The sequence below is a fragment of the Frankia nepalensis genome, assembly GCF_016786325.1.
GTDB lineage: Bacteria > Actinomycetota > Actinomycetes > Frankiales > Frankiaceae > Pseudofrankia > Pseudofrankia nepalensis.
Genome location: NZ_JADWYU010000148.1, coordinates 1 through 25953 on the forward strand (window position 1 = coordinate 1; position 25953 = coordinate 25953).

A 25953-nucleotide genomic window follows, 5' to 3' on the forward strand; every position below is an offset into this window, starting at 1 on the left:
TCCTGGAGGAGCCGGGACGGGGCCCAGTTCGTCGGCCAGTCGGTCGGCCGCGTCGGCCGTCGCCTAGCGGGCGCGCACCGTGATCCGGGTCCACGCGCCCAGGTAGACGCGGTCGCCGTCCTGGAGCGGGACCGGGCCGTGCGGCTCGATCGGGTCCGGCTCGTCGTTGAGCCGGGTGCCGTTGGTCGAACCGGGGTCGAGCAGCGCGTAGCCGCCGTCCGGCGTCCGCTCGAAGATCGCGTGCGCGCGCGAGATGCCCGGGTCCTCCGGAGCGCCCGACAGGTCGATCTCCGGGTGGATCCCCCGGGACTCGCTACGCCGCCCGACGAGCAGCCGCGGGCCGCTCAGCGGGAAGACCCGCCGCGGGTAGAACGACGGGAACGGCACCCGATGGTCGTCGCCGCTGTCGTAGTAGTCCCGCTCGGCCTCGACGACCGCTTCCCAGGTGGTGCCGGCGGCGGCGGCGCCCCCGCCGCCGTTCCAGTTGGCCGCCGAGCCGGTGATGACCGGCTCGCCGTAGCCGGCGTCCGCCGGCGGGTTGGTCGGGCGCCGCCCGCCCTGGCCGCCGCCGGGGATGTGGCCGGTGGTGAAGTCCAGGCCGCAGTTGTCGCAGAACCGGGCGCCGGTCTCGTGGAACGCCCGGCAGTTGGGGCACTGCGGGTAGCGGCCACTGGAACGGTCGCCCCGCGCGCCGCCGCGCTCCCGGTCGGGGCCGGGGGTGGCGCCGCGGTCCCGCTCGCCCATGCCGAGGGGGTCGGGCTCGTAGCCGTACCCGCCGCGGCCAGGCTCCGCGCCTTCCCGGCCAGCCCGGGGGGCGCCGCCGTACCCGTCCCCCCGGTCGTACCCGTCCCGGTCGCGGTCGTCGCGGCCGCCACGGGCCGGGTAGCCGCCCGGATCGGTGCCTTCCCTGGCGTACGGCTCGCGGCCGAAGTCGTCCCGGCCGCCGCGCGACGGCGCGTAGCCCGCGTCGGCGCCGTCGCGCCCGCGCCCGGCATACGGGGCCGCCTCGCGGGCGTCGAAGCCGTCCCGGCCTTCGCGACCGCCACCGCGGGGCGCGTAGCCGCCGTCGTCCGGGCTCTCCCGGGCGTCGCGCCCGCGGGCCGCGTACGGGCCCGAGTCCCGGCCGTCGAAGCCGTCCCGGCCTTCGCGATCGCCCCGACCCTCCCGGCCGCCACGCGGCGCGTAACCGCCCTGGTCGTAGGAGTCGGCCCCGTAGGACGGCCGCTGCTGACGGTCGTCGTAGCCGCCGGAGCCGTACCCGGCGTCGGAGCCATACCCGCCGGCGTACTGGTCCCCGCCGTACGGGTCACCGCCGCGGGACGGCGCGCGACCACCTGGGTCGCTGCCCCGGCGGATGCCAAGGGGGTCGTACCCTCCGTCGCCACCGCCGCCACCACGGCCCGAGCCGCCTCCATAGGAGCCGACTGACGCGCCGCGGTCGTCCGACCGGTAGCCGTAACTGTCCTGACCACTCGTGATGCGGATGCCGCACTGATCGCAGTAGTCGGGATCCTGGGACAGGTGCCCCTCCGGGCAGCGTGCGCTCACCTGATCACCTTCACCCGGACGGTCCTGGTCGGCTGGGTGCCGGAAGACCCCCCGTCACGCTGGCCGACCTCGCTTCCACTGACGAACCGTACTCGTTGTTGGATTGTCGATCTGAACCGGCTTCCGTAGGAGCCGGCGGGTTGCCTCGTTGCCGGCCTTGCCGCCCTGGGCGCCGTCGAGATCGCCGTAGGCAACACTTCCAGTGTCGCAGTTGTCATCCGGCACCCCACACTGACCCATCCATGCTCACTCGCGCGACCGGACGGGTGACGGCCGGGTAACCGGCGGGTCAACGGTCCACGCGCGCGGCGACCACGGTGATGTTGTCGTGTCCACCCTGGTCAACCGCGAAGTCGACGAGATGACGGGCGACCTCGACCGCCTCGGCCTCCGGCGGCAGCTGGTTGACGATGGCGGCCATCACGTCCGGGCGGGAGGCGTAGTTCCACAGCCCGTCACTACAGACGAGCACCGTGGCCGGGCCCTCGATCGGGAACACCGCCGTGTGTGGGGAGACGTCCTCGGCGTCGCCGCCGAGCCAGCGGGTCAGCGTGTGCGCGCGCCGGTGCGTCTCGGCCTCCGACGCGGGAATGAGCCCCGCCCTGGCGGCCTCGGCCGCCCAGGTGTCGTCGGCGGTCAGCCGTTCCGACCAGCGGGGCCCCAGGAGGTAGACCCTGCTGTCGCCGACCCAGCCGACGGTCACCATGCTCGGTCCGTCGACCGTCGGCGGCGAGATGATCGCCGCGGCGATCGTGCACGACGGCGCCATCCGGCCCTCGGCGGCGCTGAGCTGAGCGATCGTCTCCTGCGCCGCGTGCACCGCGTGGTGCAGCGCGAGCTCGGCGTCCTCCGGGCCGAACCCGCCGACCAGCGCGCTCGGGACGGTGACGGCTTCGTCGTCGTACTCGTCGGTGGGCTCGAGGATGTCGAGCATGTCGTCGCTGGGGCTGCGCCCGCCACGGCCGCGCCCGACCGGGACGGGACGCCCGGGCCCGTGCGCGCGGATCGCGTCGGCGAGGACGGCGGTCGCGGTCGCCGCCGCGGCGGCGGATGCCTGCCCCGAGCCCGGCGTCGTCGACACACCGTCGCAGACGACGGCGATCATCGTGCCGTACACCACCGCGACGCCCATCGCGTCCTCGTTCGTGGTGTGTCGCACGCCACGGTCGCAGACGCCGGCGACCGCGGCGAGATCCTTCTCCCGGTGGTTGTAGTCACCGGAGGTGACCGGTTCGCCCAACGGGAAGCCACACGCCTGGCAGTACCGGTCGTCGTCGTAGAGGACGGCGACGCAGCGAGGGCAGCGGCGGGAGCGCTCGTCGATCAGAGACCGTCCTCTCTCCGGCACGCCGCGCTCGGGTGGGTCGTATCCCGACCCACCGCTGTAGCCCGACCGGCCGTCATACCCTGACCCACCGCGATGGCCGGAACCGTCGTACCCGGAACCGCCGCCATAGCTGGATCTGCCGACGTCATAGCCGTCAGCGGCGTCGTGCTCCACGGTCATCCCGTTCTCCGGCGTCCCATAAATCGGCGTTCTCCGCGTCGCGTGCTGGGGCGCGGGGGTACCGGTGGCCGGACCCCGCCGCGTCCCGACGGCGTTCGCGCCCCCATTGTCGTGCCTCCCGGCCGTCGCGGTTGATCCGGCATGTCCCCGACCCGCTCGGACACCCGGGGCCGGTCAGGGGAGAATCTTCGCAGCTTAGGCCCGGATCCGTCGATGCCCGCGATCAGACGGCGGGGCGCGGTCGAAGAACTCGTCAACCGGCCTTGCCAACGGCTGTGCTCAGGGGCGGACGGGTGGGCCTGCGGCCGCGCTGACATGCGCCAATGATTACTGATCGTGGCTGACGTAGGCAATTTTCTCTGGTATGACCGCGTCGTCACTTCGCGGACAGGTCCCGTTACTGACGGAGTCCGTGGCGTCCGCCCGCCGCGCCCGGGGCGGTGGCGACGACCGGCCGTGGCCACGACCGGCGGTGGCGACGACCAGCCGTCACCACGGCCGGTCGTGGTGACGACCGACCGTGGTGACACCCACCCCATGGCGGGGACCAGGCATGGCGGGGATCGGGCATGGCGAGGGCCGGCATGGCGAGGAACGCGGCGGACCGGCCGTGGCGGACCGCCGTATACCGTGGTGATTTCGAGCCGTCCAGTGGCCGCCGGCCCGGCGGCCCGGCGCGCCGGGTGTCCCCTGACCGATCTCGTCAGACGACCGATCTCGTCGGATGACGCCACGGCGGGGGCCGTGTGACCGGGCGCGCCGCGCGACCGGCGACCAACGGGTACGGACGACGACAGAGCTGGCTCGCGGACGGAGGTCCGGCGAGGCCGATGACAAAGGGGTGGCCCGACGATGGCGACGGGACGGCACGGCGGGGGAGGTGTGGCGCGCGGCGGTCAGGGCGGGCGGGCCGGGAAGGCTGGTTCGCACCGCAAGGGCGCGGCGGCCGGCAGCGGCGGCCAGGGGCGTAAGGCCCTGCGCGGCAAGGGCGCGACGCCTCCAGCCGAGATGCGCAAGGGCCACCCGGCGCAGCGCCGCGCGGCCGGGGCCGCGCGGGCCGAGGTGAGCGGCGGCCCGAGGGCGGGCACCGCCGCGGCCCGTGCCGGCCGGGACGGCGGCCGAGCGCCCTCCGCGGCGCGGGACACGGGTGCGGCCAGCCGCGCGGGCGGCCGGCGCGGGGGCGAGACGGATGAGCTCGTCGTCGGCCGCAACGCCGTCGTCGAGGCGCTGCGCGCCGGCGTGCCCGCGTCGACGCTGTACGTAGCCGGCGGCCTGGAGTTCGACGAGCGGCTGGCGGAGGCGCGCAAGCTCGCCGGCCGGGCGGGGATGCCCGTCGTCGACGTCGGCCGGCTGGAGCTGGACCGGATGTGCGGCGTGGCGCCCCACCAGGGGCTCGCGCTGGTCGTCCCACCCTTCCGTTACGCGCACCCCGACGACCTGCTGGAGCGGGCCCAGGCGGCCAGCGCGGGGCTGCTCGTCGCGCTCGACGGCGTGACCGACCCGCGCAACCTGGGGGCCGTGGTCCGGTCGGCCGCGGCGTTCGGCGCCCATGGCGTCGTCGTGCCGGAGCGGCGCGCCGCGGGAATGACGGCGGCCGCCTGGAAGACGTCGGCGGGCGCGGCGGCCCGGCTGCCGGTCGCCCGTGCCACCAACCTGAACCGGGCGCTGCGGGGGTTCGCCGACGGCGGGCTGACCATCGTCGGGCTCGCCGCCGACGCGGACATCAGCCTCGACGACCTCGAGGCGGCCACCGACCCGCTCGTGCTCGTCGTCGGCTCGGAGGGCCGCGGCCTGTCCCGGCTGGTAGGCGAGAACTGCGACCTGCTGGTCCGGATCCCGATGGCGGGCGAGGTCGAGTCGCTCAACGCGGGGGTCGCCGCCGGCGTCGCCCTCGCCGAGATCGCCCGCCGGCGGCGCGCGTCGTAGCCGCGCGCGAGATCCGCGAGAGGCGCCGTAGCGGGCCCTGACCCGCTCGCTGGGTGGGTCAGGGCGTGGGCGGGCCGGGTTCCACGACGCGGATGCGCACGGCGCGGAACTGGGCCGGCGAGTCGTCCAGGACACGGCGGCGCGGGTCAGGGACCGTCAGGAACGGCTCCGTGACGAGCGGGCGCAGCGGCGCGAGCCGCGGGTCGTCGAGGACCTGGCCGGCCGCGCGCCGTTCGCCCCCGAGGATCACGGCGTCCAGCCCGGTCGCCGGCAGGAGGACGCCCGCCGCCGCGTCGGCGGCCGCGGCGAGCGCGACCCGGACCTGGCCGTCGCGGCGGCGCGCGAACCGCTGCTGCGACCAGCCGCCGGCCGCGCTGCGCCCGTGCACCTGCCGCGCGCCGACCTTCGAGCCGACCAGCCGGGGACCGTCGAACACCCCGGCCGCGTACCCGCCCAGCCGGACCAGCAGCACGCCCACCCGCCGCTCCATCAGGGCGTGCGCGACGAGCAGCCTGTCCAGGCCGAGATCCAGGCCCTGATCCGGGGCTGGGCCGGAGACGGCCGGCGCCGGCGCGAGCGGGGGGAAGGGAACCTGGTACTCGGCGATGGCGCCGTCCTCGGCCGAGGCGACGACCGCCGTCGGCGAGACCGACCAGGCCAGCCGGCCGTGGCGGTCGCCGAACCGGCCCTGCCAGCCGGCCAGCCGTTCCGGAGCGACGCTTACCCAGTGGCCCCCACCGGCGGCCGGATGCGCTGGACTCACCACCCCATTCTGGCGGCCGGGCGCGCCGATCCCGCCCGCGCTAGATCATTGGTGGCTGGCGGAGCGGGTCACGGCACGCAGGCGCTGGCCCCACTCGGACCGCAGCCGCGGGGCGAGGCTCCCCGTCAGGCCGACCCGCCGCTCGGCGGCCCGGCGCCGGGCCTCGGCCTGGAGCAGGGCGAGGCGTTGGCGCCGCAGGGCCTGCTCGGCCGGGTCGAAGGGTGCGGACGAGCCGCGGGGCCGCGCCGGCTCCAGCGGCAGGGCGAGCGGGGAGGGCTGGTTGGCCGCGGCCGCCGCGGCCGCGGCCGCCACCGCCGCCGCGGCGACGGCCTGGTCGTCGCGGGCGGCCTCGACATGGGCGGTGGTGATGTCGGGATAGTGGCCGTGGAACTTGATCTCGATGCGCTGCCGGCGAGGCGTGCCCCCGGCCGGGTCCTGGGTCCAGCCCAGGAAGTACAGCGCGCTGGTGCCGCCGTACTCGGCGCCGTCGTGCGGGTTGTAGCCGCCGCCGTCCCAGCCGAAGCCGGCGTGCTCGCGCAGCACCCAGCGCAGGCCCTGGATGACGATCGGGTCCGGCTCGACCAGGCGGAGCGCGACATGCCGTTCCAGCTCCAGCCCGCGCTCACGGGCGACGATGCCCGCCGGAAGGTCCGGTGAGCGGCGCAGCATGAACATCTCGATGGTCGGCCGGGGCTCTCCCGGCACGTCGGTCGCGCCGGCCAGCGTCGCGTGGGTGATCCGTACGTCCAGACTGTCGGCCGGTACGCGGTAGCGCTCGGCGAGCCGGGCCTTGACGATCACGCTGGGGACGACCGGGCCGGGCAGGGCGCCGAGCTCGGGCAGGACGCGCAGCGCGTGGTCGAAGTCGTCCGGGAAGATCAGTAGTGCGCAGTGGTCGAGGACACAGTGCCGCGAGATCGAGTCGACAAGCGCCGGGGCGGCGTCGACGTCGGCGAAGACCTGGCCCAACAAGCTCTCCAGCGAGGAGGAGCGCAGCGACGCGCACACTCCCCGGACCCGGGCGCGGTCGAGGTCGTCCAGCCCGGTGGCCGCGCCCGCGTCGCCCGCGTCACTCACAGCGGCCGTCTGGGGCGTGGGGGCCGTCTGGGGCGCGGGGACCGCGGGAGGCGCGGGGACTGCCGGAGGCGCGGGGATTGCGGGAGGCGCGGGGATTGCGGGAGGCGCGGCGGCCGTGAGGGCCGCGGCGCCGGTCCGCGCCGAGGACGGGCTTTCCAGCGCGCCCGCTGGCGGAGCCGTGAGCGCGGATGTGAAGGGAGTCGTGTCGGTGTCCGTGCTCGACCCGTCCATACGCTTCGCGCCCCCACAGTGAACTCATGCGACGGTCGGTGGCCGGCTCGTCGACCGTTTACACATCCTTCACGAATGACGCCGACGCGGTGGCCGATGTCACAGTTGGATATGCCTTATTTGTGCCGCTGACATTACGGCACCGATGGGCCGGTATCACCCCATGCCCGCTGTTCACAGCACTGATGGGCGTCTGGCCAGGGGTTATAGGCCGTCCGTGGTGATTTTTTTCCACGGAGAAGGGAGCGGTCGCGAAAAACGGTCGGCCTGGCGGGCGGTCGTTCATCTGGCGAACGGACGGCTTTGGGCGGGCCTCGCCCCTGGCTGGCACTTTCGAATCACGGCCACGGCTGCGTGTGCGGCCTGCGCAGGAGTATTCGGCAGGCGGACGCGTCGTTGATACGCGGAGTACGCGGAAAAATTCGTGACGCGGACGCGAGGTTCGCGCGTGTCCGGCGGGATCGTCGCCGGGCGGCCGCCCCGGGGACGGGCCCGCCTCCAGCCGGGCCGCCGGGGCGAGGCGGACTGTCGTGCGGGGTGGACTGTCGTGGTCGGGCCGGGCTGCCGGGAGGGTGCCCGATCTCGGGCGACGAGCGGGCACGCTGGGCCTGTCCGGTCCGTTGCGCGGTCGTCGCGGTCGTCGCGGTCGTCGCGGTCGTCGCGGTCGTCGCGGTCGTCGCGGTCGGCGTGGCGTCGTGGTCGGCGGGCTGAGGTGCCCGCGTGCCCGGGGGAGCCCGGCCGGCGCGACTGGAGGTGATTGGCGTCGAAGGGTCCTCCTGTCTACCGAAGGTAGTAAATTGTTTTCTCTTTGGGTGGATAGGGACACTCTGTCCGTACCGTGTTGGCTGGAATCGCCACCGGATCAAGGGCGTCGGACGTCGGGGGGCCGTCCCGCTGGTCGTGCGGACGGCCCGGGGCCGAGGTGGCCACTCGCGCGACCGCGGCGCCCGGGGCGGGGATGCATGGGGCACGGGTATGGCCGGCCGTCGTGGGATGACGGCGCGAGCCGCGCCGGCGCGCGCCATGGCGCGCGGAGTTCCACTGAGGCCGGGCGGCGGGCGTCCTCCCAGTTCGGCGCGGGTGACCCGCCTGGATCCGCCGCGCACGACCAGGACGGCGAGGTCTGGGAAGCGGAGCTCGTCGACGAGCAGTGGGATCCGGTTGACGCCCTGAGCGCCGACGACGTCGAGATCGTGGACAGCGCCACCCTCGACGCCATCGCCAGTCGGCTGCGCGCCAGCGCGGCCCAGGAGTCCGCCACGTCATCGGCCAGGGCCGCCGCGGGAGTGCCCCCGCACCAATCTGGTTCCGCGGGGCCGGCCGCCGCGGCCGGGATGGCGGGCATGGGCCCGTCGACCCACGCGGGCCCGTCGACCCACGCGGGCCCGTCGACCCACGCGGCCCCGTTGAGCCACGCGACTCCGTTGACCGATGTGACCCCGTTGACCGATGTGACCGCGCCCCCGGCCGGGCCGGCGGATCCGGAGGCCTCGGCCAGGCCGACCGGCGCGGCCGGCCGGGTGAGTTGGTTCGAGCAGGCGCCACGCCGTTCGAGGGCTGCCGCGGCCAGCCGCCCCACGCGAGCCACGGTTGCCGCTGGTGCCGACCGCGCCGCGGAGGCGGGCCGGCGGGTGCCGGAGCACCGCCGGCGGCCGACGCGGCTGCTCGCGGGCCGGCTGGCGGGCGGCCAGCGGATCTACCAGCGTCAGCTGGATCGCCTGATGAGTCGAAGGATGGGGCGCGTGCCGCTGGTCGCGGTCGCGGGTGTGGTCGTGCTCGCGCTGCTCGTCGGCGGTCTGGCGGTCGCGCTGTCCGGCGGCGGGTCCGACTCGGCGGGGGGAGCCGGCGACCAGACCGCCGCGCGCCAGATCCCGGTGGACCCGGGCGGAGACACCGGTGGGCTGAACGATGGCGACACCGGTGGACGGGAGGATGACGACACCGGCGCGTCGGGAGCCGGGGCGAGTGGACCGAGCCCGTCCGTGGGCGTCGCGCCACCCGGCGGGCTCGGGGGAGCAGGCAGCGCGCAGCTTGACACCGGTGTGATGGTGATGCCGAGCGTCGGATCAGTGGAGCCCGTGGCGTCGGAGCCGGCGTCCGTGCCGGAGCAGCCTCGCACGACCGGCGCGCCGTCCACGGGCGGCGGCGTCGCGACCGCCGAGCCGCGTCCGGCACCGACCGCCACCCCGGCCACCGCGACGACGCAGTCCTGCCCACCGATGACGCCCTTCCGGTACTTCCTGCTTCGTTTGTGGGGCCTCAACCCGTGCTGAGCCGGGCCGCCTCCTGAACGCCGCGTCCTGACCGCGCGCACGGCCCGACTCCCGCCTGTCCTGGCCCCTGCCTGTCCTGTTCCAGGGCCCGCGCATACGAGATCCGGCGGTGCCGCATGGCCGTCATGCCCCAGAGCCGCGGCGGGTGGCGGCTGGTGGCGGGCCGCGGAAAGGTCAGGGTGTCGGGATCTGGGCCGCCAGTTCGCGGAGATGGCGGTGCATGCCGTCGTAGGCCGCGGCCGGTGGCAGGTAGGCCTTGGAGACCTTGGCAAGGGCGCTGAAGTTGACGTCCACGACGTTGGCCAGCGGAGCCTCGCTGATCTGGCTCAGGAGCTGATAGCTGTCGAGCGTCTCCAGGCCGTACAGCTCGGACAGCCAGTTCACCATCTCCACCTGGCCGATTCGCCAGGCGTCCTCCAACGGGCGGCTCGACCCGACGGTGATCAGGTGGGTGTCGCTTTCGAGGCGCGGCCAGGCCGGCGACCCGCCCTTGATCAGCTCGACGAGCAGTGTCACGTCCATCGCGCCTTCGACCGCCGTCCCGCAGGCCTCGCCCTCGCCCTGGCGGTAGTGCCCGTCGCCGACGGAGAACAGCGCGCCCTCCACGTTGACGCCGAGATAGCACGTCACGCCGGCGCGCATCTCCGGGGTATCCATGTTGCCGCCGAACCGGTCCGGCACCAGCGCCGAACGGGCCTCGAAAGCGGCCGGCGCGACGCCGACCGTGCCGAGCATTGGTGACATCGGCAAGGGGATCTGGTGCTCGCTGGACAGTGCCGTGAAGATGACCGTGCCGGCCGCGCGGTCGACTTCGTAGATCCAGGTCCGCTCGGGTAGCGGCGGCTGCAGCGTCGCGGTGCGATCCGTGCCGGTCAGGCCCCCGAAGAACGGGATCGTCGTCGACGCTCCCCAGCCCCGGGCCGGAACAAGGTCGACAAGGTGCAACACGAGCGTGTCACCCGGCTCCGCGCCCTCGACGTAGAACGGACCCGTCTGCGGGTTGACGAACGGCATCGTCAGTGCACTGCTCGGCAGGTCGGCGGTGGTCCGCAACCGGCCGCAGAACGCGTCCTCCGTCCACAGCCGCAGCACGGAGCCCGGCCGGATCTTCCGGATCGGCGCGACCCCGCCGAACGTCCACGCGAACTGCTCGGGCTCCGGCCGGAACTCGACGATCTCCACCCGCACCGCCTCCTCGCACCGGTCGCCGCACCTGTCGCCACGGGCGTCGTGGCCGAACAGCCGCGGGTGCCGTGGTGGAACCGCGACGCCGCGGCCGGTTCGATCTCCGACACGGTGAATCGCTCTGGCCCGTGCGCGGCCGAATCTACGACCATCCGGTTTCGCCCCCGCTACGCGCACGTCATCGCCAGGTCGGGCCAGTGCCACCTCACCGAACGTTCGCCCCGCAGGCCGCGCCCGGGGAACCAAGAGCAGTCGGGCGGGGCGCGCCGACGGTGACATGGAACGTCTGCCTGATCTCTCGACTGCCGTCCTGGTAAGGGCGAACGTCGCTGGATGCGGCACCAGAGGGAACCCCGTGACCGGTGAGCGGGCGGTCCCGACGAGCGGCTGGCGATGACCTGTGGGGCGTTCGACCATGATCCCAGACGCCATGGTGCCGAGAACCTCCTCGTCAGGCATCACAGCCCCTGGACCGATCCCAGGACCGGCCAGCCACCAGCGAGCTGTGAGTGTCGCCCCACGTGGCCGGCCAACACCGGACCTTGGAGCTCATGGCGGCATCCTGTCGCCAACCTGGGACGGCCGGCAGGGCGCTCGGCGTTCCGTCGGACAGGCGGGGCGCGAGACGACGCCGGCTGGCTCGCTGACGGCTGACGAACTCCCCACCTTGTCACGTCGGGCAGGGCGCGCCGGCCGTACAGGCGTCGGCCACGTTGCCGGGCAGGGCGCTGGTCGGATTCGGTCACAGCCGACGATCAAGAGTGGCGGAGGGAGGGGGCGGGCAGCGGAGTTGTCGGAGGTGCGCGGGATGCTCGGGTGGTGGCTACTTCCCGCCAAGCAGGCCGTGGGGACAAGTCGGTCTCGCCGACGGTCGCGATGTGTCGGCTGACCGCGCAGCTCCTGGTGGATCCGCTACCGACCCCGTCGACCGCGGCGGGCCGGGTTTCGACGGTGGTCGAGGCGGTCGGCCGGGTGCTCGCGGTCCAGGCGCAGGACTCGCGGGGGCTGCGGCTCGCGGTGCGGTCACGCACTCGGGGCCTGGCGGCCGCCGATGTCGATCGCGCGTTCGCCGAGCGGGCGATCGTGGTGACCTGGCTGAACCGGGGCACGCTGCACCTCGCCCGCTCGGAGGACTATCCCTGGCTGCATGCGCTCACCGCGCCCAGGCAGGAGACGCTCCTGCGCCGTCGGCTGGCTGAGGAGGGAGTCTCGCCCGCCGAGGCCGAACGCGGCGTTGACCTGGTGGAACGCGCGCTGGTCGACCAGGGCCCGCTGACCCGGACCCAGCTGCGCGATCTGCTGGACGCCGCGGGTATCCCGACCGCGCGGCAGGCGCTCATCATGATCCTCGGCTACGCGAGCCAGCGCGGCGTCCTGGTCCGCGGCCCGATGGCCGGCGCCGAGCACGCCTACGTGCTCACCCGCGACTGGCTGGGTGATCTCGCCCCGAACGCGGGGGCAGGCGTCGATCGGGACGCGGCGCTGGCGGAACTCGCCGTGCGTTACCTGGCCGGCCACGGCCCGGCGGACGACCGCGACCTCGCCGCCTGGTCGGGCCTGACGCTTGGCGACGCCCGCCGAGGTCTGATGTTGGCATCCGACCGCGTCGAGGCCTTGGACGATGGACGAGCGGACCTACGCCGCCGCGCCCGCGGGGCCCGCGGGGTGAGCGTCACGGCAGTCCTGGGCATCGACGGTGGCGGAAGCCGCCTCGGCGAGCCGGGCGATACCGGCGACCCGGATGAGGACGCAGGCAGCGGCGACGGCCGGGATACCGGCGAAAAGGCCGAGACGGACCTGGAAGCCATCCCTACCCGGCTGCTGGGACCGTTCGACCCAATCCTCCACGGTTGGGCCGCCCGAGACTGGGTGACCGGCCCTCATCGCGGGATCGTCACCGTCAACGGCATCTTCCGTTCGATCGCCCTGGTCGCTGGTCAGGCGGCAGGTACCTGGACGATGCCCGACGGCCACGTCGCCCTGTCGCCGTTCGCCCCACTCCCGCCCCACATCGACGCCGCGCTCCGCGCCGAGGCCGCCGACGTGCACCGTTTCTTCGCGACGCCACCTGATCCGACCCCGGCCACGTCAGCCGAGGGATAGGTAGTCCTCCGATGAGGACGGGCCGCCCCGTCCACCGGCGCCCGCCCCGGCCACGCCCGCCCGCCCCGCCGGGCGCGCGACCTCGGCACGGTCGGGTATCGTAGAAATCCACGCCGGCGTGGCGCAATTGGTAGCGCACCCGACTTGTAATCGGGCGGTTAGGGGTTCGAGTCCCCTCGTCGGCTCCACTCCCACCAGCACTGGAACGTTCTGTGCCGGTCATCTGAGACCGTCTGTGAAGCCTATGTACAGCCAACGTCCTCGTGTTTCGTCTCCGAGGTCTTCGTCGCCGCCTTGGCCCTCCTCGCTGCCCTCGTCCTCACACTTCCGGTGCCAGAACGGGCGGATATGCTACGGCGACCACTGAGTCATCGTGCAGGGAGACGCGTTGGGAGCAAAGACCGGTTTTCTGGTGTATGCCGACGGTGATGCGCGGGATCTGCTGCGACAGGTAGGCGCGGCGGATCTGGAGCGGACGTCCGCAATGATGCGCCGTTTCTATCCGGGCTGGGAGATTGAGGAGACCGAGGGCTCGGACCTCGGGGATGGTGTGTACCCCCCGGAGGGGACGGTCCATGCGGCGAGCTGGCCTGGGGTGGAGGTTGTCTGCGACCAGGGTGTGATGCTCGACTTTCCGTCGCGGCTTCCGGAGCACCTCGTCGCGGCGAGTGCGGGCCGGCGACTGGTCCTTCATGCCATGCACAGTGTGGTCGACTGGCTTGCGTTTGCCGTGTGGGAGGACGGGCGTCTCGTTCGTTCCCTGAGCCTGTCGCCGGACAGCGGGATTATCGAGAACATCGGGGAGCCGCTTCCCTTTGAGCTTTCCTACTGGGCCGGCGACCACCCGGCAGATGTCATTCCCTGGCCGGGTGATGAGGACACTCCTTATCCGCTGGCCTTTCACCCCCTCGAACTTGGCGAAGACGCGCTGCGCGCGCTCTTCGGGTTCGTTCTGGAAGGTCGTCCCGAGCCCGGCGACCTCGCCAAACACGAAATTCACCTCCATGGCTTCCGTGTGCGGGACCCGAACGGCCCGGATCCCGCGGAGAAGGAAGAGGAGCTAAGGAGGGCCATGGAATCCATGGGTCCACCGCGCTTTTTCAGGATGGGGCCGGACGGTACTCTGATCGAGGTCGACGACCTTGTCGTGGACCGTCTGCTTTATGAGCAGGAGTGATCACGATCTGACCCCCCATCATTTATTGATGGAGAGTTCTGGTGCCTGACCCGGGTGTGGCCGTGGCGGTTTCCTCGCGCGTATCCCACGCAAATGTCCGCGGCCAGGCGCTCGTCCGGGATCGGCGCCGGCTCGATGCTGGCGGCAGCGCGGCTGGACCATCCCGGCGCGCGATGCCGGCGGGGCGTCGGCGATGCTGTGGGCGTGGAGTACGTGTCCAGAGTGCCGCGACCGCCGCTGGACGGGCTGATCGATGACCTCTACTACTTGGAGGGGACGCCGCCGTACGCCCGGCTGACGCTGCCGCCGGCACCGGCGGCGCTGCTCATCGTCAACCTCGGAGCGCCGTTCCGCATCCGCGCCGGCACCGACATCGAGACGGCCGAGTACGCCGACGGCTGCGTGGTCGCCACGCCCACCCGCGCGTGGGAGTTCGGCTACCCACTCTGGACCAAGTCCGTCGGCGCGCACGTCAAGCCGTGGGGCCTGGCGCCGTTCCTGCCGATGCCGGCGGCCGAGCTGTGCGACCGGCCAGTGACGATAGAGCAGGTCTGGGGCCGGCCCGCCGTTGCCGAGCTGCGAGACCGGCTGGCCACGGCGGACGGACCGCACGAGATGCTGACGCTGCTCGAGGAGGAGCTGATGCGACGGCTGCGTGAGACCGCCGGCCTGGGCCTGGTTCGCGATATGAGCAGTGTCATCGTGGCGAACAGTGGGGCGGTGGCGATCGGCGATCTGAGCGTGGCGGCCGGTGTCAGCAGCACTCATCTGGCACGGCGGTTCAAGGAGCTCATCGGTGTCACACCGAAGCGGCTGGCCCGCTCCCAACGCTTTGCCGCGACCGTGCTTGCGATCGACCCCGCCGAACCGATCGACTGGGGCGACGTCGCCGCTGGCGCAGGCTACTTCGACCAGGCTCACTTCGGCCACGAGTTCCGGGAGTTCACCGGGCTCACTCCAACCCAGTACATCGAAGTACGGCGGCGCTTCCTGCGCGAGCATCCCGGCAGCGTGCTGGACGGCTGGTCGCTGCCGGCCGATTGATTTCTTACAAGACCGACAGCTCACGACTCGCTAGTTTGGGGGCACCCCGAGCAGAGGAGAGTCCCATGGGCAAGGTGGTCATGTACGCCTCGGTGTCGGTCGACGGCTTCATCGCGGACAAGAACGACCAGCCCGGACCGCTGTTCGACTGGTTGACCAGCGGTGACGTGCCGTTGGACGAGAGCGGCGTCTTGAAGGTGTCGCAGACGTCCTACGACCACACTCGGCCCTACTGGGACCAGATCGGGGCGACAATCGCAGGTCGCCACGTATTCGACATGACGGACGGCTGGGACGGAACGCCGCCGAGCGGGATCGACCACGTTGTCGTCGTGACCCACCGGGGCAGGCCCGAGGGCTGGCATCCCGAGGCGCCGTTCTACTTTGTCGACGGCATTGAGGCTGCAGTGGCGAAGGCGCAGGAGCTTGCGGGTGATCGCGTGGTCGAGGTCGCCGCTGGCGACGTCGGCGGCCAGGCGCTTGCCGCGGGCCTGGTCGACGAGGTGCGCATGGACGTCGTACCCGTCGTGTTCGGGTCCGGCAAGTGCTACTTCGGGTCGGTCCACGCGCAGCACCTGTTGGAGGATCCTGACGTGATGATTCAGGGCAACCGGGTGCTTCACCTGCGCTATCGGGTGCGCCGTTGACCGATCTGAGCGGGTACGCGGAGAAGTCCACCGCGAACGGTGACACAAGATCGGGCCTCCGGCCGCGTTTGCGCATCGCTGTCCCTGGTCGGGCAGCCGACGCCGATCCGCCCCAGCACCTCACCCGCGGCAAGTTCAACTCAAGATCACTGGTTGCCGGTTTCCGTCGTATCTTTGGCCGACCCCCAGGAAGAGCGGCTCGTCGTGCTCCCGGATCGCGTCCAGGGGTGGCGTCGATCCATGGCGGTGGATTGTCCGTTGGTGACGGCCGTGACAGCATGACGGCCCCGCCGACCGTACCGGGCGGGTCGTGGCCTGCTTGCCTTCGCGATGATCGCGCGCATGCCCGCCGGACTGCGCGACCGCCTCGTCACCGCGGCTGTCGGGCTGACCCGGAAGCCGGCAGCCCAGCCACGACCAGCCGTGAGTGAGGTCCTCCGGTCAAGCCGTGGCCCACGTGGCGATCGTGTCGAGGATGTCGCCGAGTTCGTGACCACGCGGAGTGAGGGCGTACTCCACCCGCGGCGGCTTGTCGGGGTAGACGGTCCTGGTGACCAGCCCACGCTCTTCCAGGGATTGAAGCCGCTCGGCCAGCGTCTTCGGGCTGATGCCCGGCATCGCCCGTTGCAGTTCGCCGTACCGCCTCGCGCCGAGATGCAGCTGGAAGATCACTAGCGGCGTCCACTTGCTTCCCACGAACGCCAGAGTCTGTGTCACGGGGCAGACATCTGGCGTCAGGGGTGGCAGCGTGACCTGCGTACTTTCCATTTCTGAAGTTACTACAGCATGAGAGTGCCCTTCACAAGATGAAGAAGGCTTCCTAGCTTCGGACATGCCCACGTCACCCGTGATGAGAAGCAGCCGATGCGAATCCTGTTCACTGCCTGCCCGTTCTTCGGCCACGTCAACACCGTGCTTCCGCTCGCGCTGGCGGCGCGGCGCGCCGGGCACGAGGTCGTCGTCGCCACCGGCGCCGACTTCGCCGAGCACGTCGCGCGTCGCGGCCTGACGGCGTGGCCGATCGGGCCCACGTCCGCCGAGGCGGGAACACCGCACTCACTGGCCCATTTCTGGCACACCGCCGCCCAGCGCTGCGTCGACCTGCTCCCCCTGGCCACTGCCTGGGGCCCGGATCTCCTTGTGTCCGAAGAGATGGAGCTCGCCGGGGCCATCGCTGCCGCCCGCGGCGAGACCCGCCACGTCATACATGGGCTGGGCATCGCCGCGCTCGGCGACTGGGAGGCGCTCGCCGCGGACATCGACGAGCTCGGCCTGCGCTGGGACGTGCCCGACCTCGCCGACGCATACCGCGGCGCGGTCTACCTGTCCATCTGCCCGCCCACCCTGCAACTGCCGAGCAGGTCGGAGCGCATGGTGCAGCCGCTGCGCCCCGGTCTCGGCGAGCCCGCGCCGGGCGAGCGGCTACCCGAGGCACTCTTGGCGCTGCCGTACGAGCGCACCGTGCACCTCACCCTCGGCACGGTGTTCCACCAGCGCCGACCCGGCGCGCTGGACGCCGCCATCGCCGGGCTGCGCGAGCTGCCAGCGAATCTCGTCGTCACCGTCGGCCCCGACGTGGACCCCGACCGCTTCGGCCCGCAACCGCCGCACGTCCTGGTCGAGCGTTACCTCCCCCACGCGCTGCTGCTGCCCCGCTGCGACCTCGTCGTCTCCCAGGGCGGCGCCGGGATCCTGCTCGGCGCGCTAGCGCACGGCCTGCCCCAACTCGTGCTGCCCCAGGGCGCTGACCAATTCACCAACGGCGCCGCCGCACAGCGAGCTGGCGTCGGGCTCGTGCTCGACGGACCCGCGGCCACCGCGCCGGCGATCGCCGGCGCGGTGGGCCGGCTGCTCGGCGAACCGCGGTACGCGGCAGCGGCGCGCGCCGTGCAGAAGGAAATCGACACGATGCCAAGCGCGGACGACGTGCTCGCGTCGCTGATCGCGGACCCCGCGCCGAAGCCACCAGCGCGAGCCCGATGAAGGGCGACAGGCACAGCCTGGCCAGCGTCAGGGTGTCGTTCGTGAGGAAGTCGCGAGCCTGCACGGCCTCGGGCCGGGATACGCAGGAAACGAGGCGAGCTTGGCCTAGCCTCGCGGCTTTCCCGCGAGGCCGGGCACAGGGCTACGGCTGCTCGCACTTGGGCACGGCGAGCGGCGCGGCCGGGGCCTGGACGGCGCCGTCGCCGCCGCGCGGCAGGCACGGCCGGGGTCAGTCGGCGCGCTGTCCGAGACGCAGAACGCTCATATAGCGACGTGATGCGCGATTGCCCAGGCGCGTGCGGACGCGTTCGGCGATTGCGTCGAGCAGGGGCTCCCGGACGTCGCGATGGAGCCGTCGGTACGGCGACGTCGATCGGAGGAGGTCGGCGAAGCCGTTCCCGTCGAACCACTGAACTGTCGGGCACCAGCGCACGATCGTCGGCCCGAACAGGGCACCGGGACCGGGAACCGTGCCCCAGCCCTCGCCGGTCGCGCGCACGTCGTCCTCGAAGGGTGGATGGCCCCAGTCGGGGTTGCCCGGGGAGAACCGTTCGTGCAGGTCAGCGGTCTCGGCGTACACCTCCGGCTCGCCGGGCCGGCGGACGACGACATGGCCAAGCAGCGCGATCCATCCTCCGCGACGTAGCAGGTCGTGGGCTCGCCGCCAGCCGATCGAGGGGTCGACCCAGTGCCATGCCGACGCCGCCACCAGGACGTCGAAGCGCCGCCCGCGGTCGTCCCATTCCTCGAACGTCGACGTCTCGATCGTGATGTCGCGGAAGGCCGCGAGCCGGCGACGAGCCAGCGCGGCCAGTTCCGTGCCGGGCTCGACGGCGGTCACCGCGCAGCCGAGCGCCGCCAGCGAACGTGTCGCCTGCCCCGTACCGCACCCCACCTCGAGCACCGACGACCGTTCGTCCAGGCCCGTGAGCGTGCCGAGGTCCGCGAACAACTCGTCGGGATAACCCGGCCGTGCCCGGTCGTACAGTTCCGCCACCTCGTTGAACACTGCCCCGAGGTAACCCCGATGGGCGCCAGCCATCGCGTCATCCTTTCGGACTAACCGTCGTGACGAACTGTTGCGCAGCGCGCCTCAGGGACTCAGGGTCTCAGCCGTTCTTGCGGCGGCGGCGCTTTTCGCGCCCGACCAGGATGTCCAGGCCGGAGTCGTCGGCGGGCGGGTCGGATGCGGGGGCGCGGCGCGGGGATGCCGACGCCGAGCGGTCGCGGGCGAAGACCGTCACCGGCGGCGAGGTGGCCAGCGCTGACGAAGGAGCTGGCGCCGGCGAAGGAACTGGCGCCGGGAAGGTGGCCAGCGCCGACGGGGAGGGCGGCGCGGCCGCGGGGCTGGCCGGCGCGCGGCCGCTGAGCGGGAAGGCGTCGGCCAGGGCCGACCTGGTCGAGCCGGGGCGGCGCCGCTGCCCGGCACGGTAGCTCTGGAGCCGGACGATCGGCGTGGTGGCCGGGTCGACGGGCTGGGAGGGGTCGGTGTCGGAACGAGGGGCGGGCTCCCGGCGACCCGCCCTCGGCGTGGAACTCGCCGCGGACGCGCCGGCGGCCCGCCTGCCGATGCGCGGGCCGGAGCCGGTTTCGGCGGCCTCGGCCGCGGTGTCGCCCGCGCGGGGAACCGGGCTGAACCAGTCGAAGGCCGAGCCGCGGCCGCGCAGCGCCGTGTTCTCCGCCTGCACGATCACGAGCAGCGCCGTGGCGAAGGCCGCACGGGTCCTGGCCTCCTCCAGCTGGCGTTCCAGCTCGGCGACGTGGGCCGGGTCGACCAGGGCCGCCGGGGCGGCCGTGGGTTCCGGAGAGGGGGTGCCGTCGGGGTTGACGGTCGTCCCGAACGCCTGCGTGTGCAACTCGCGCAGGTACGCGAGCTCGGCCGCCGGCGCCGGGTCGGCCGCGGTGAAGAGCAGGTTGACGTAGATCTCGACGACCCGCCATTCGATGGCCTTCTCGCCGCGGAACTGGCGGCTCAGGTCCCGCGTCCGGGAGCGCTTGATCTTTGCTGTTCCCTGGTCCGACCAGAACTGTCGGGAAACCATTTCGTAGCTGACCCTGTATGGATTGTTGAGCTCGTTCAGCCGGGTCAGGAGGATTTTCTGCGGTCCGTCCTCCAGATCTGGGCGCGGACCTTTGGGGCGGGCTCCCGCGAGGTTCACCCACACACCGTCCGGGCAGGCACCGGGAAGCTTGCGGAAGGATGGGCTAGCGGCACTGCGCAGATCCTTTCTTCGGTCCCCTGGCGTGCGCCCCGCGGGCGCGTCGGGCAGGGGGGTGGGCCTACCAGCGGATTCCCCGGCGGCCCGCCCGGGTAGCCGCGAATGAAACTGCCGCGCCGCCATGGACGTGGGGATGCCGGGCATCCGGCCGCCGGCTTCGTCGCGCCGGCAACGATCAAAGACCGTGGTGGTACCGCTCGGTGTACCCGGACCGTCCGGTCCAGGTCGGGTCGGTCCACCCCGGCCGATGTGGGCCGGGTCTCGCAAGCCCATAGCTCCGCGCACGCTCCTCGTCATCCTTCCGCTTTACCGACCTGCCTGGCGCCGCCGCGAACGACCGCGGAAAGCCACATCGCCAGGAAACTCGGCGGCCTGATGCGCAGCAAGGTCGCACGACAGGGAATTTGGGACAATATTTTGGCGACCTCCGCGCAGGCTCCCCGGGGTCGCGGTCGCAAGGAGCCGTCGCAACAAGCTCCAATATCAAACCGTTTGGCGGAATTCGGTCGTCGCGGGTCGAAATGGTTTCTCGAATCCGACTTCAGGAGACGCGGGTGTGGCGGCCCGCGGCGGGGAGCCACCCGTGCGGCCCCGGCGGCGCGCAATGGGACGCCGGAGGGGCACGCATGATCGCGCGCATGAGGTGCATGGGATGCGTGGAGGCGCAAAGGGGCGCGCACCGCGCGATCGCGCGGGTTCGCCAGCTGCCGGCGGGCCGTCGGCCGGAACCCGCGCGACGCGGCGGCCGTGGCACCTTGGACGCCGCGGCACCTTGGACGCCGCGGCACCTGGACAGAGCCTGCTCACCGTGGCCCGCCCGGTCACCGGTGACGGTGACCGGTGACCCCGCCCTAGATGCCCGTCGGACGCGGCGGCCCGCTTCTCCAACGACCCGTGCCGCCTGTCTCATCCATCTGTCTCATCTCGCTCCGCTACCTGGGTCGCGGGCCCTGTCCCGACTCGGTCGTGGATTCGTGCTGGTCACGGGGCGGTCGGCGTGATCACGCCGGAGGTGCGCGCCAACCGAAGTTTCGCCAGTCTCGTTCCAGAGGTGTCGGGGTGGGCCGGTGACCTGGCCGGTCACGAGAGACGCGGAGAAGCTGGCCAGCGTTGACCAGCACGGCGCGGACGAGCGCGCGACGACGGGATGCGTCCGGCCCTCCCACTCGACCGAAGACGCGGAGTGTGCGGGCTGACCGCCCTCGCGGGTCCGCGGGCGCGAAGGACGCCAGCCCGATCAGGCCAGCAGGCAGCCGGGGCCACTTGCCCGGCGAGGCTATGCCCCCGGCGGGCGACCCCTCAGGGCTGCTGGATCAGGGTGTTCATCCGTTCGGGACTGATCTCGACGCCGCATTCGGCCTGGGGGTTCGCCTCGAACGCGTCACCGCCCTGGCTGACCCGGATGACGCCGTAGCAGACCGAGACGTTCTTGTAGTTCGTCGACAGGCTGATGCTGTCCTCCGGGGTCATTCCCGCGCTGTCGTAGTCCTTCACGGCGCGCAGGCCGGAGATGAACGACTCCCTGGTCGGGCATTGCCCGGCCTCCTCGAGGCCGCGGATGAACAGGTCGGCCGCGAGCCAGCCGTCGACCGCGCTGTCCTGCGTCGGCGGCTGGGTCTCCGGGGAGTAGAGGTTCATAGCCTGCCTGAACTTCTGCTGCCCCGGGGTGTTGACCTCGAAGGGCTTGATGGTGGTGAAGATCGAGACGCCGGCCAGCGACTGGCCGTACTTCGTCAGGTTGCTGCTGTCGTAACCCAGGGGCATCAGCACGACCTTGAGCTTGCCGCCCAGGGCCAGGCCGACCTTGCGAAGCTCCGGCAGCAGGTTGGCGGCCACCTCCGGGAGCAGGATGCCGCCGAGCGTGTCGATGTTCGCCGCCTTGATCTGCTGCGCGAGTATCCGGTAGTTGGTGACCGCGCTGGTGGTATGGAATTCCTGGACGACCTCGACGTCGCGTGCCTTCAGGCTCGCGGCGAACTGCTGCGTGAAGTCCTCGCTGGTGGCGCTCCCGTCGATCGCGAAGACGGCCGCGCGGCTTCCGCCCTGCGCGCGGATGTACTTGCCCCAGGCCGTGCTGGAGCCGTTGCCCAGGTAGAACCACGAGAACATGTTGTTCTTGCCCTGCCAGCCGGGGTTGCTGGCCAGGCCGGTGACCGGGATGTTGCGCTCCTGCAGCAGTTCGACCGAGTCCTTACCGCCGCCGGACCCGTAGATGAATCCGAAGATGTTCTCCTGGTCGATGAGCTCCTGGACCATGGTCACGTTGAGTTTCGGGTCGGCCTGGTCGTCTCGCCAGGCATAGGTGATCTTGCGTCCGAAGACGCCGTCCTCTTCGTCGTTGACGACGTGGAGACGGGCGTCGACGCCGGCCCGGAAGGCGGTCATGGTGCTCGCGGACGGGCCGCTGTCGCTCCAGGTCATGCCGAGCTTGACCTCGGTGGGCGTGATGCCCGGCGTGGTGGTCCCACAGGGCGTGCCGTCGGCCGAGTCCTCGCTCAGGCCGCCGCACGCGACCAGGCCGACCGCCAGGGTGCTGGCGCTGACCGTCAACGCGGCGGCCCTGAATGCTCGCCGACGAGATGGTGGCGACATTGCGAGCGGGCTCCTCTGAGCGAAAACGGCGGCGGTCACCCGGCTTTGTGAACCTCGCGCCCGCCGCCTCGGAGGACCCAGTGCAAAATGTGTCCCACGTCACGGTCGGCCGGCGTGGCGCAGTCTGCCGCGGCTCGGGTTCTACCTATTTGGCGTCGATTTCAATGGCGATGCTAGCGACCACCCGCCTGGCAACGGAAAGATGCGCCCGGCGAACTCCCGGTAAACATTTGGGTGATTGTAGATCTTGTGGCGCGCGGTCTGCCCCTTCGGGCGCGCCCGTGCTGTCGGGCAGGTCACGTCCACTGGAAGTCAAAGTCCGGGCTGGCCTGGATACGCGGTCGGATGACGGCTCGCTGGTGCCCGCGTCCGTTGCCTCGGTCTCCGGGTTCACCCGGTGCCGCCCGAGAATGACGGAGGACTTCCGTCGTGTCCCGCCGCGGGCCCCGCGCGCGACGAGCGGGCCCGCGGCCGTGGCGCGAGGGTCGAGGCCGGATATCCCGTGGGCCAGGCCCCTCGGGCCGCCGCGCCCTCGTGGGATCGCGTCGAAATCGTCGGATCGGTCGGGCCGTGCCCGATCGAACGAGGGCGGATGATTTCAGCCTGGTTTCGTTTCCAGTGACCGCGTCGTGTCGGGTGACTCGCGCCCGCGGGCGGCCGGCCGCGGCGACTTCGAGGTCAGCGCCGCCGGCGGCCGCGGGTGCTGGAGTGGGCGCGGGCGCGCCGGGCGCTGTGGGCGCTCTGGGGGTCGAGGCGGCGCAGCAGCCGGGCGGCGACGATCGCGCACACGAGGCCGATGACGGCGATGACGGCGAGGTCGGTGAGATAGGTCGTCGTCGTGTGTTTCCACAGCGGGTCGACCGGAATTCCCGGGGCGAACCGCTCGTCGCCGATCCGCTGGACCGTGATGAGGTCGATCACCGAGGCCGTCGCGCCATATCCCCAGCGGGCTGGGAAGAGCCAGGAGAGCTGTTCCAGGCCGACCTTCCCCATCAGCGGCATCATCGCGCCCATGAATACCAGTTGCGCCATCGCGAGCACGACCAGCGGTGGCAGGGTCTTGTCGGCGTTGTCGACCAGCGCGGACACCACCAGACCCATCATCGCCGAGGCGATCGCGGTCGCCGCCACCGCGATCATGACTTCCAGCAGGGGCATGCCGAGGAGGACGCCGTCTCCCGAGATCCGCACGCCCGCCAGGCCGACCAGGGTGAGCACGACGCTCTGCGCCGTAGTGATCATTCCGAGTACCGCGACCTTGGACCCGACGTAGGCCGCGGTGGACAGGCCGATGCCGCGTTCTCGGCGATAGATCTCGCGTTCCTTGACGAGTTCCCGGATCGAGTTCGACATTCCCATGAAGCAGGCCATGAGGATGAGGATCAGCAGAATATTGGGCGCGGCGGTGTTCGATTCGTCGGGGGCGGGCGACACGGCCAGGCCATAGGCCGACGGTAACGTCCGAGGTATCAGGCCGAGCACGATCGGATACGCGATCAGTAGCCGTAGGTAGGACGGGTCCGAGGCGATCACCCGCACATATCGGCGGCTCAGCGTCAGCGCCTGCGAGAGCACCGACTGTTGGCGGATGTTCTCCAACGGCGCCGGCCGCGGCTTGGGCACGCTCGCCGAGCCGCGGATGAAGTACTTCGAGTTCCGGTACCGGTGGGCGAGCTTGACCGCGCTCTTCGGGTTCTTGAGTAGCTGGAAGGCGTCCGACCAACTGTCGCGGCCGAAGAACTCGAGAGCGTGCTCGGGGGGACCGAAGTAGGCGACATGGCCGCCCTTGGCGAGCACGAGCAGGTAGTCGCACAGCTCGAGGTTGGCGACGCTGTGCGTGACGACGACGACGGTCCGGCCGCCGTCGGCGAGCCGGCGCAGCGACCCCATGACCTCCTTGTCGAGGCCAGGGTCCAGGCCCGACGTGGGTTCGTCGAGGTAGAGCAGGGTCGGCTGGGTCAGCAGCTCCAACGCGACACTGGTCCGCTTGCGCTGCCCGCCGGAGAGCTTCGAGACCTTCAGCCCGGGCAGGTCGACGCCCCTGGGCGCCTCGCCGTCGAGACCGTCGAGACCGCTCAGGCCGTCGAGACCCTCCTCCAGGCCGTGGAGACCGACGAAATCGTCGGGGCCGTCTAGGTCGCCGCCGACGAAGCCCTCGGCGTCGCCCGGACGACGCCGACGACCGGCGGTCCCGGAATCCCGGCCGGAGTGCCGAGCCGGCGCCTCCCCCGGCTGGTCGGCGCCATCCGGCTGGTCGTTCCCGTCTGGCTGGTTGGTGAGGCCCAGTTCGACGAGGACCTCGTCGATGCGCCTGGCGCGTTCCTCCCGGGTGGTCTCGGCGGGGAAGCGCAGCTGAGCGCCGTACTCGAGGGCCTGGCGGACGGTGAGCGCGGTGTGCAGGATGTCGTCCTGCGGGACGTAGCCGATCCGGCGGCGCAGCTCGTCGTACTCGGCGTAGAGGTCGCGGCCGGAATAGCGGACGGATCCGATCGTGGCCGGGGAAAAGCCGGTCAGCGCGCCCAGCAGCGTCGACTTCCCGGCGCCGCTGGGGCCGATCACGCCCAGCAAAGCCCGTCCGGGCAGGCGGAACGTGACGTCGTGCAGCAACCGGGTCTCGCCGACGTCGACGCACAGCCCGTCCACCTGGAAGGTGACGTCGCCACGGTCGAGGTACTCGACCAGGCGGGTCGGCGCCGCGTCCTGGGCCGCGGCGGCGCCGGTGTGGAAGACGTGGTGCCCGATCGAGAAGAAGTCACCGGCCCGCAGCCGTGCCCGGTCGACCCGGTGCCCGTTGACGTACGTGCCGTTCGCCGAGTCGAGGTCGACGATCTCGACACCGTCGGCGTCGACGAACAGCGCCGCGTGCTCCCGCGACGTCAGCAGGTCCCCGACGACGATGTCGCTCGACAGCGCCCGCCCGATCACGGTCCGGCCGGGCCGCAGCGTGTGGACCCGGCCAAGGCCCGCGCCGCCGTCCGGCGGGTCGCCCTCGGCCGGGGGCATCCGAGGCCCCGACCCGGAGCGCGCCTTCCTGGGCAGCAGTGTCGGACGCTCGTGATGACGCTTGACCGTGAGGGGGACGGCGGCGCGCGGCTGTGCCGGTTCGCTCCGCCTGCCCGCGCGGCGCGTGGAGGAAGCGCCGACCGGTTCGTCGCCGTGTCTCTCGTCCGGCGTCGCGACGGGTTCGTCCGCGCGGCGGGCGGCGGGGCGCGGAGCCTGGGCGGGCCGTGGAGCCGGACCGGGCTGTGGGGCCGGGGCGAGTCGTGGGGTCGGGTACGCCGTGCGCGGCGCGGACCTCACCGGGGGCGGCGACGCGGTCCGGTCCTCGACGGGCCACTCGGAGGGGGCCGCCGCCCCGCCGGCGACGGGTCGCCGGGCGGGCGGCGAGACCGATGGCAGGCCCGGTGGCCTGGCCGGGTCGGCGACCGGCGGTGCCACCGGGTCGGCCACCGGGTCGGCGAAGCCGCCCCGCGACCGCCCGGCGCTCTCCGGTACCAGGCCGCCGAGATCCGACCGGTCGATGACGAGGGTTCCCTGCGGGTCCCAGGGGTTGGCGGCCGTCGGCCCAGACGGCCGCGGGTCCCCCGGCTCGGCGGGGGACGCCTCGGGCTGTGGCCGCCAGGACCGGGTGGGGACGGCATCGGCCCGCGGGTCCCAGGGGCCGATCGGGACGGACGG

Annotated in this window: 18 protein-coding genes and 1 tRNA gene; 9 read left to right on the forward strand and 10 right to left on the reverse strand. The window is 72.3% G+C overall.

The features are described from left to right. Positions 1 to 63: 63 nt before the first annotated feature. Both I6A81_RS23055 and I6A81_RS23060 read right to left on the reverse strand, forming a co-directional pair. Positions 64 to 1548 carry an FHA domain-containing protein gene (locus tag I6A81_RS23055; protein WP_203007333.1) on the reverse strand — a complete coding sequence of 495 codons (1485 nt, stop codon included), beginning with the start codon at positions 1546 to 1548 and terminating at the stop codon, positions 64 to 66. 289 nt (positions 1549 to 1837) lie between these two features. Beyond that, positions 1838 to 3055 (reverse strand): PP2C family serine/threonine-protein phosphatase, encoded by a 1218-nt coding sequence (locus tag I6A81_RS23060; protein ID WP_203007334.1) that lies wholly within the window; start codon positions 3053 to 3055, stop codon positions 1838 to 1840. 852 nt (positions 3056 to 3907) lie between these two features. Between I6A81_RS23060 and rlmB the strand changes: the two genes are divergently transcribed. Next, on the forward strand, positions 3908 to 4981 hold the full coding sequence (gene rlmB, locus I6A81_RS23065) for a 23S rRNA (guanosine(2251)-2'-O)-methyltransferase RlmB (RefSeq protein WP_203010299.1): 1074 nt from the start codon (positions 3908 to 3910) through the stop codon (positions 4979 to 4981). A 58-nt stretch (positions 4982 to 5039) separates the two neighbouring features. Here rlmB and I6A81_RS23070 read toward each other — a convergent pair whose 3' ends face one another. Together I6A81_RS23070 and I6A81_RS23075 are read right to left on the reverse strand one after the other, a co-directional pair. Further along, positions 5040 to 5744 (reverse strand): acVLRF1 family peptidyl-tRNA hydrolase, encoded by a 705-nt coding sequence (locus I6A81_RS23070; protein WP_203003017.1) that lies wholly within the window; start codon positions 5742 to 5744, stop codon positions 5040 to 5042. Between the two features lie 45 nt (positions 5745 to 5789). Beyond that, positions 5790 to 6821, reverse strand: coding sequence for a hypothetical protein (locus tag I6A81_RS23075; RefSeq protein ID WP_203003018.1), 1032 nt, complete (start codon positions 6819 to 6821; stop codon positions 5790 to 5792). A 768-nt stretch (positions 6822 to 7589) separates the two neighbouring features. Here I6A81_RS23075 and I6A81_RS23080 point away from each other — a divergent pair. Together I6A81_RS23080 and I6A81_RS23085 are read left to right on the forward strand one after the other, a co-directional pair. Beyond that, positions 7590 to 7763 (forward strand): hypothetical protein, encoded by a 174-nt coding sequence (locus tag I6A81_RS23080; RefSeq protein WP_203003019.1) that lies wholly within the window; start codon positions 7590 to 7592, stop codon positions 7761 to 7763. A 251-nt stretch (positions 7764 to 8014) separates the two neighbouring features. Continuing rightward, the gene (locus I6A81_RS23085; protein ID WP_203003020.1) at positions 8015 to 9325 is read left to right on the forward strand and encodes a hypothetical protein; all 1311 of its coding nucleotides are present in this window, start codon (positions 8015 to 8017) and stop codon (positions 9323 to 9325) included. A 174-nt stretch (positions 9326 to 9499) separates the two neighbouring features. Here I6A81_RS23085 and I6A81_RS23090 read toward each other — a convergent pair whose 3' ends face one another. After that, positions 9500 to 10507: an acetamidase/formamidase family protein gene (locus I6A81_RS23090; RefSeq protein ID WP_203003021.1), complete on the reverse strand. Its 1008-nt coding sequence runs from the start codon at positions 10505 to 10507 to the stop codon at positions 9500 to 9502. A gap of 822 nt (positions 10508 to 11329) precedes the next feature. On the opposite strand from I6A81_RS23090, the gene I6A81_RS23095 reads away from it, so the two are divergent. The 5 genes from I6A81_RS23095 to I6A81_RS23115 all read left to right on the forward strand — a co-directional run bounded on the left by I6A81_RS23095 (position 11330) and on the right by I6A81_RS23115 (position 15481). Then, on the forward strand, positions 11330 to 12613 hold the full coding sequence (locus I6A81_RS23095) for a winged helix DNA-binding domain-containing protein (protein WP_307874848.1): 1284 nt from the start codon (positions 11330 to 11332) through the stop codon (positions 12611 to 12613). 112 nt (positions 12614 to 12725) lie between these two features. Further along, positions 12726 to 12801 (forward strand) — tRNA-Thr (locus I6A81_RS23100). A 200-nt stretch (positions 12802 to 13001) separates the two neighbouring features. Next, complete coding sequence (locus I6A81_RS23105; protein WP_203003022.1) at positions 13002 to 13790, forward strand: DUF6928 family protein; 789 nt, start codon at positions 13002 to 13004, stop codon at positions 13788 to 13790. 222 nt (positions 13791 to 14012) lie between these two features. Then, positions 14013 to 14834, forward strand: a complete 822-nt coding sequence (locus tag I6A81_RS23110) for a helix-turn-helix domain-containing protein (RefSeq protein WP_311445638.1) — start codon at positions 14013 to 14015, stop codon at positions 14832 to 14834. Positions 14835 to 14899: 65 nt separating this feature from the next. After that, positions 14900 to 15481 (forward strand): dihydrofolate reductase family protein, encoded by a 582-nt coding sequence (locus tag I6A81_RS23115; protein ID WP_203003023.1) that lies wholly within the window; start codon positions 14900 to 14902, stop codon positions 15479 to 15481. Positions 15482 to 15922: 441 nt separating this feature from the next. Here I6A81_RS23115 and I6A81_RS23120 read toward each other — a convergent pair whose 3' ends face one another. Further along, positions 15923 to 16198 (reverse strand): winged helix-turn-helix transcriptional regulator, encoded by a 276-nt coding sequence (locus I6A81_RS23120; RefSeq protein ID WP_203003024.1) that lies wholly within the window; start codon positions 16196 to 16198, stop codon positions 15923 to 15925. 147 nt (positions 16199 to 16345) lie between these two features. Between I6A81_RS23120 and I6A81_RS23125 the strand changes: the two genes are divergently transcribed. After that, complete coding sequence (locus I6A81_RS23125) at positions 16346 to 17464, forward strand: glycosyltransferase (RefSeq protein ID WP_203010300.1); 1119 nt, start codon at positions 16346 to 16348, stop codon at positions 17462 to 17464. 229 nt (positions 17465 to 17693) lie between these two features. On the opposite strand, the gene I6A81_RS23130 is transcribed toward I6A81_RS23125, so the two are convergent. From I6A81_RS23130 to I6A81_RS23145, 4 genes are all read right to left on the reverse strand, one after another. After that, entirely contained in the window at positions 17694 to 18506 is an 813-nt protein-coding gene (locus I6A81_RS23130) for a class I SAM-dependent methyltransferase (RefSeq protein WP_203003026.1), read from the reverse strand. Positions 18507 to 18573: 67 nt separating this feature from the next. After that, positions 18574 to 19623, reverse strand: a complete 1050-nt coding sequence (locus I6A81_RS23135; protein WP_203003027.1) for a hypothetical protein — start codon at positions 19621 to 19623, stop codon at positions 18574 to 18576. A 1359-nt stretch (positions 19624 to 20982) separates the two neighbouring features. After that, positions 20983 to 22275: an ABC transporter substrate-binding protein gene (locus I6A81_RS23140; protein WP_203003028.1), complete on the reverse strand. Its 1293-nt coding sequence runs from the start codon at positions 22273 to 22275 to the stop codon at positions 20983 to 20985. Positions 22276 to 22953: 678 nt separating this feature from the next. Then, positions 22954 to 25725, reverse strand: coding sequence for an ATP-binding cassette domain-containing protein (locus tag I6A81_RS23145; protein ID WP_407661350.1), 2772 nt, complete (start codon positions 25723 to 25725; stop codon positions 22954 to 22956). Between the last annotated feature and the right edge of the window lie 228 nt (positions 25726 to 25953).